This window comes from Streptomyces macrolidinus, assembly GCF_023887685.1.
GTDB classification, from domain to species: domain Bacteria; phylum Actinomycetota; class Actinomycetes; order Streptomycetales; family Streptomycetaceae; genus Streptomyces; species Streptomyces macrolidinus.
Genome location: NZ_JAMWMR010000063.1, coordinates 1 through 7,465 on the forward strand (window position 1 = coordinate 1; position 7,465 = coordinate 7,465).

At 76.1% G+C, this 7,465-nt stretch carries 1 protein-coding gene; it reads left to right on the forward strand.

All coding sequences use genetic code 11. The features are described 5' to 3' along the window. Window positions 1–7,465 (forward strand): type I polyketide synthase (locus NGF19_RS30025; RefSeq protein ID WP_252429070.1); only part of this gene is annotated, 7,465 nt, incomplete at both ends.

Below are 7,465 nucleotides of genomic sequence, written 5' to 3' on the forward strand. Positions count from 1 at the left end.
CGGCGTGCTGCCCGCGACGTTGCACGTGGACGAGCCGTCACAGCACGTCGACTGGGCAGCCGGCGAGGTGCGCCTGCTGACCGAGCAGATGCCCTGGCTTGAGACCGACCGTCCGCGCCGCGCGGGTGTGTCGTCGTTCGGCGTCAGTGGCACCAACGCCCACGTCATCCTCGAAGCCGCAACCGAGGCCGAGGCGGACACCGGGCCCGAGCCCGGCGCGAGCACCGCTCCGGTCGTCCCCTGGCTGCTCTCCGCCCACAGCCCAGCCGCGCTCCGGGCCCTCGCCGCCCAGCTGCTGTCCCGCACCGGGGACGACGACCCGGGGGACGTGGCCTACTCCCTGGCCACCACGCGCACGGCCCTTGAGCACCGGGCGGCCATCGTCGCCCCCGACCGCGAGGCGCTAGCTGCGGCCCTCACCGCGCTCGCCACCGGTGACCGCGCACCGGGTGCCGTCACCGGGACGGCCGTCCCCGACCACCGGATCGCCTACCTGTTCTCCGGACAGGGCGCCCAGTACGTCGGCATGGGGCGCGCCCTGTACGCCGCGTACCCGGTGTTCGCCCAGGCCTTCGACGCGGTGTGCGCACGGTTCGACGCGCACCTGGACGCCTCGCTGCGCGCCGCAGTCTTCGACGGCGGCGCGTCGCTCGACGAGACCGGCTGGACCCAGCCGGCCCTCTTCGCCGTGGAGGTCGCGCTTGCCCGCCTGTTCGAGCACTGGGGCATACGGCCCGACCGGCTGATCGGCCACTCCGTCGGTGAGATCGCCGCGGCCCACATCGCGGGCGTGTTCACCCTGGAGGACGCCTGCACGTTGGTCGCCGCGCGCGCCCGCCTCATGCAGCGGCTCCCGGCCGGCGGGGCGATGCTCGCGGTGCAGGCCGCACCGGAGGACGTGCTCGCCGCGCTGAGCGGGCTGGAGCACCTGGTCGGCATCGCCGCCGTCAACGGGCCCTCGGCCACCGTCGTCTCCGGTGATGGCGACACCGTCGCCCGCCTCGCCCGGCTCTGGGCCGAGCAGGGCATCAAGACCAGGCAGCTGGCCGTCAGCCACGCGTTCCACTCGCCGCTGATGGAACCGATGCTCCCGGAGTTCGAGGAGGTGGTCCGCACGCTGGACCCCGCGCCTCCCGCGATCCCGATCGTCTCAACGACGACCGGTGAGACCCTCACCGCCGAGGAGGCCTGTTCGACGGAGTACTGGGTCGAGCACGTCCGGTCGACGGTGCGGTTCATGGACGGTGTGCACACCCTGCACCGGCTCGGTGTGACGACCTACCTCGAACTGGGGCCCGGCGGCATTCTGACCCCGATGACGCGGGACTGCCTGACGGACCGCGCCGGGGCCGCCGCTGTCATGCCCACCCTGCGCGCCGACCGGGACGAGGTCACCGCCGTCGTCTCGGCCGTCGCCGCCCTGTATGTCCGGGGCACGGACGCGGACCACGCGTCGCTGTTCGCCGGTACCGGCGCACGCCGTGTGGAGCTGCCCACCTATCCGTTCCAGCGCCGCAGGTACTGGCTGGACCCGGCCGAGCCGCCCGTACCCGGAGCCGACCCGGCCGACAGCGAGTTCTGGGCGGCGGTGGACCGCTCGGACGTCGACTCGCTCGCGGAGACGCTGCAGGTCGATGCGGACGCCCTCGCCGTCGTCGCCCCGGCGCTCGGCTCCTGGCGCCGCCGCCGGAGCGACCGCTCCGCCCTCGACGCCCTGCGATACCGGGAGTCCTGGCGCCCGCTGGCCGAGCCGGGACCGGCCGTCCTGACCGGGACCTGGCTCGTCGTCGGCGGTGCGGACGGGCTCGGCGACCCGGCCGGCGCGGGAGTCGCCGCGGCGCTTACGGCCCACGGCGCGCGGGTCCGCACCCTGACGCCGACCGACATCGCGACCAAGCTGCGCGAGGTGATGGCGACCGGGGACCCGATCGCCGGGGTGGTGTCCCTGGCGGCGCTCGACGACCGGCCGTCGGCCGGGCACCCGGAGGTGCCCGCCGGCGTCGAGGCGACCCTGGCGCTGCTCGCCGGCCTCGTCGAGGCGGACGTCCGGGCACCCCTGTGGTGTCTGACCAGGGGCGCCGTGTCCACCCACGCCGCGGACGGACCTGTCAGCCCCGGCCAGAGTGCGCTCTGGGGCCTAGGCCGGGTGCTCGCCCTGGAGCACCCCGACCGCTGGGGCGGACTCGTCGACCTGCCGGAGGGGACGGGGGAGTGCTGCCGCACCCGCCTCGCCGGCGTCCTGGCGAGCCGTGCCGAGGACCAGGTCGCGTTGCGGCCCACCGGCGTGTTCGCCCGCCGGGTGGTCCGCGCCCTGCCCCACGACGGCGACCGCCGCCCCTGGGCCCCGCACGGCACCGTGCTGATCACCGGAGGCAGCGGAGCCCTCGCCGGACAGGTCGCCCGGCAGCTCGCCCGGCAGGGAGCCGACCACCTCCTGCTGGTCAGCCGCCGCGGCCCGGGTGCACCTGGCGCCGAGGCGCTCACGGCCGAACTCGTCGGCCTCGGCGCCACGGTGACCACCGTCGCATGCGACGTACGCGACCGAGACGCGCTCGCCGGAGTGCTGGCGGCCGTACCCGAGGAGCACCCGCTCACGGCGGTCGTGCACACGGCCGGCGTCAGCGAGGTCCGAGCAGCGGCCGACACCGGCCCGGCCGAGTTCGCCGCCGTCACCGCCGCGAAGGTCGCGGGCGCCGCCCACCTGGACGCGCTGCTCGCCGACCGGGAACTCGACGCCTTCGTCCTGTTCTCCTCGATCGCCGCCACCTGGGGCGCCGGCGGGCAGGGGGCGTACGCGGCGGGCAACGCCTTCCTCGACGCGCTGGCCCGGAACCGGGCGGCGCGCGGGCTCGCCGCGACCTCGATCGCCTGGGGGGCCTGGGACGGCGACGGAATGGCCGACCCCGACGCCCTGACCCGGCGCGGCGTCCTGCCGATGGACCCGGCCCTCGCGCTCGACGCCCTGACCGAGGCCGTGGAGCAGGCGGAGCCGACCGTCACCGTCGCCGATGTCGACTGGTCCCGGTTCGCCCCGCTGTTCGCCGCTCTCCGGCCGGCCCCGCTCCTCGCGGACCTGCCGGATGCCCGTGAGGCGCTGGCCGAACCCGCCGCCGAGGAGCCGGCCCCCGGCGGGCCGGCCGCCGAACTCGCCGGCCTCGCGGGACCGCAGCGGCGCCGGATCATGCTCGACCTGGTCCGGGCCGAGGCGGGCGGGGTGCTCGGGTACACCGAGGCCGACTCCGTGGCGGCCGACCGGGCGTTCCAGGACCTCGGCTTCGACTCGCTGACCGCCATGGAGCTGCGGGACAGGCTCGCGACCGCCACCGGGCAGCGCCTGCCGGCGACGCTGGTCTTCGACTACCCGTCACCCGCCGCGCTCGCGGACCACCTCGCGGCACTGCTGGCGGGCGACGCCTCGCCGTCCGACGAGGCGTCGGACGAGGGCGCGCCGCGGGCCGCCGCCGACGAGCCGATCGCGATCGTGGGCATGGCCTGCCGCTTCCCCGGCGATGTGCGTACCCCGGACGACCTGTGGCGGCTGGTACGCGACGGCGGTGACGCGATCTCCGGGTTCCCGGACGACCGCGGCTGGGACCTCGCCGCGCTGCACGACCCGGACCCGGAGCGGCCGGGCACCTCGTACACCAAGGAAGGCGGATTCCTCACCGGCGCCGGTGAGTTCGACGCCGGGTTCTTCCGGATCAGCCCCCGCGAGGCGCTGGCGATGGACCCCCAGCAGCGGCTCCTGCTGGAGACCTCCTGGGAGGCCGTCGAACGCGCGGGCATCGCCCCCGACGCGCTGCGCGGAAGCCGTACCGGCGTGTTCGTCGGCACCAACGGCCAGGACTACGCGCTGCTCCTGCACGCCGCGGCCGAGGACCTCGGCGGATACGTCGGCACCGGCAACAGCGCCGCCGCCGTCTCCGGCCGGATCTCCTACACCTTCGGGCTCGAAGGCCCTGCGATCACCGTCGACACCGCCTGTTCGTCGTCGCTGGTGTCGCTGCATCTGGCCTGCAAGGCGCTGCTGCGCTCCGAGTGCTCCCTCGCGCTGGCCGGAGGCGCCGCCGTGATGGCGACCCCGGCGGCCTTCGTCGAGTTCAGCCGCCAGCGCGCGCTGGCGCCGGACGGCCGCTGCAAGCCGTTCGCCGACGGGGCGGACGGCACAGGCTGGGGCGAGGGCGTCGGCATGCTCCTGCTGGAGCGGCTGTCCGACGCTCGCCGCAACGGCCACCCGGTCCTCGCCGTGGTGCGCGGCACCGCCGTCAACCAGGACGGCGCGAGCAGCGGCTTCTCCGCCCCCAACGGCCCCGCCCAGCAGCGGGTCATCCGCCGGGCGTTGGCCGAGGCCGGGCTCACCGGCCGCGACGTGGACGCCGTGGAGGCGCACGGCACCGGCACCGCGCTCGGCGACCCGATCGAGGCGCAGGCGCTGCTGGCCACGTACGGGCAGGACCGGGACGCCGAGCGGCCGCTGCTGCTCGGCTCGGTCAAGTCCAACATCGGCCACACCCAGGCCGCCGCCGGCGTCGCCGGGGTGATCAAGATGGTGGAGGCGATGCGCCACGGCCTGCTGCCCGCCACCCTGCACGTGGACGAGCCGACCACCCACGTCGACTGGTCGAGCGGCGCGGTCCGGGTCGCAGCCGACGCGGTCGTATGGCCCGAGACGGGCCGGCCGCGCCGCGCGGGTGTGTCTGCGTTTGGCGTGACCGGCACGAACGCGCACGTGATCCTGGAGCGGCCGGCCGCACCCGAAGCCGCCCCCGGTGGTGACGGTGCCGACGAGCCCCGGACCCTGCCGGTCGTCCCCTGGGTGCTCTCGGCGCGTTCCGCGGACGCGCTGCGCGGCCAGGCCCGGCGGCTGCTCTCCGCCCTGACGGACGGTGCCCCGGACACACCCGGCCCGGGTGCCGAGGACATCGGCCACACCCTGGCGACGGCCCGGGCGGTGCTGGACCACCGCGCGGTGCTGCTCGGCGCCGACCGGACGGAGCTGCTGCGCGGCCTGGCCGAGGGCGGCGGTGTGGCCGGCCGTGCCACGACCGACCCGAGGGTGGTGTTCGTCTTCCCAGGCCAGGGCGCCCAATGGGTCGGCATGGCCGACGCACTGATGGCCGAGTCGCCGGTCTTCGCGGCCCGGATGCGGGAGTGCGCGGCGGCGCTGAGCCCGTACGTCGAGTGGTCGCTGCTCGACGTGCTCGGTGACGCCGAAACGCTGGCCAGGGTCGACGTGGTACAGCCCGCACTGTTCGCGGTGATGGTGTCGCTGGCGGAGGTGTGGCGCTCGCTCGGGGTCGAACCGGCCGCCGTGGTGGGCCACTCGCAGGGCGAGATCGCGGCGGCGTGCGTCGCCGGGGCGCTTTCCCTGCAGGACGCCGCCCGGGTGGTGGCGCTGCGCAGCCGCGCGCTCGTCCGGCTCGCCGGTCGCGGCGGCATGGTGTCGCTGGCCCTGCCCGCCGAGCGCGCCCAGGCGCTGCTCACGGGCCTGGGGGAGCGGGGCGGCCGGCTGTCCCTCGCGGCGGTCAACGGCCCGTCGACGGTGGTCGTCTCGGGCGAGAGCCGGGCGCTGGACGACCTGCTCGCCGAGGCCGAGCGGCAGGGCGTACGGGCACGCCGGGTCGAGGTGGACTACGCCTCCCACTCGGCCGAGGTCGAGAGCGTCCGGGACGAAGTGATCGGCGCCCTGCGGGACATCCGGCCCCGGGCCGCGAGCGTGCCGGTGTACTCAACCGTGACCGGCGAGGCCATGGACACCACAGCCTGGGGGCCCGAGTACTGGTACCGCAACCTGCGGGGCACGGTCCGGTTCGACACGGCCGTGCGGGCCGCGCTGGCCGAGGGCGCCACCTGCTTCGTCGAGGTCGGCCCGCACCCCGTGCTCGCGGGCGGCGTGCAGGAGACCATCGACGACGCCGGACGCACCGCGGTCGCGCTCGGCACCCTGCGCCGGGACGAGGGCGGCACGCGCCGCCTCCTCACCTCCGTGGCCGAGGCGTTCACCCACGGCGCTCCGGTGCGCTGGGAGGCGGTGTTCGAGGGCGCCGGTGCCCAGCCTGCCGACCTGCCGACCTACGCCTTCCAGCACGAGCGGTACTGGCTGCGGCCCGCGGTGCGCCCGGCCACCGCGCCCGCCGGGCTCGGCCTGGCCGTCCCCGACCACCCGTTCCTCGGTGCCGCCGTGGAACTGCCCGGTACGGACGGGTACGTGTGCCTGGGTCGGGTCACCCGGAACAGCGCGCCGTGGCTCGCCGACTACGAGCGGTGCGGCGACACTGTGCTACCGGATGGTGCCTTCGTCGAACTGGCGGTCCACGCGGGCGGTGAGGTGGGCGCCGACCACCTGCTGGAGTTCACCGTTGAGGCGCCGCTGGTCCTGGCGGACGATGGCGCGGTGCGCCTCCAGGTCGCCGTCGGTGGCCCGGACGACACCGGCGCCCGCAGCGTCACCGTGCACGCCCGGCCGGACGCGGACTCCGCGGACTGGACGCTGCACGCCCGGGGTCTGCTGGCGGCCGTGCCGCGCGGCGGGCTCGCCCCGGCGCGGTGGCAGCTGCCGGCCGACGCGGTCACCGTCGAACCCGCCGAGCTGTACGAGCGGTTCGCCGCCCTCGGGGTGGGGTACGGGCCCGCGTTCCAGGCCCTGCGCTCGGTGCGGCGTTCGGGCACCGAGGTGTTCGCGGAGGTCGTCCTGCCAGAGGACACCGTGGCCGACGCGTTCGGGACGCACCCCGTCCTGCTGGAGGCCGCGCTCCAAGCCGTACGGCTCACCGACGCCGGCGTCCTGGCGCCCGTGGCGTGGCGCGGAGTGACGTGCCATGCGGTCGGCGCCTCCGCGGTGCGGGTGCGGCTGACGCCCGCGGGCGCCGACGCGTACGCCCTGGCGGCCGTGGACGCGTCGGGTGACCCCGTGCTGACGGTCGACGAGATCACCCTGCGGCCGCTGCCCGAGCTTCGGCCGGACACCGACCGGGCTCTGCGGCGCAACGGCCTGTTCCACGTCGACTGGGTCCCGGTGACGGCGTCCGCCGCGGCCGAGCCCGGCGACTGGGCGCTGTTGGGCGACGACGCCCGGGCCCTCGGGCCGGACTTCGCGAATCTCGCCGTCCACCGGGGCGTGTCTACCCTGGGCGCGGCTCCCGCCGTCCCCGGCGTCGTGCTGGCGCCCTGGGTGAGGCACGCGGACGTCCACACGGCCGTGGAGCGGGCGCTGGAGCTTGTACGGTCGTGGCTGGCCGACGAGCGTGCCGCCGACGCGAAGCTCGTCCTGATCACCCGGGGAGCGGTTGCCGCCTCGCCGGACGAGGACGTGACGGACTTGGCGGCCGCGGCGGTCTGGGGCCTGGTGCGCTCCGTCCAGTCGGAGGAGCCCGAGCGGATCGTGCTCCTCGACGCCACGGAACCGCCGACCCGGCGCGTCATCGCCGCGGCGCTCGCCTCAGGCGAGCCCCAGATCGCCGTCCGT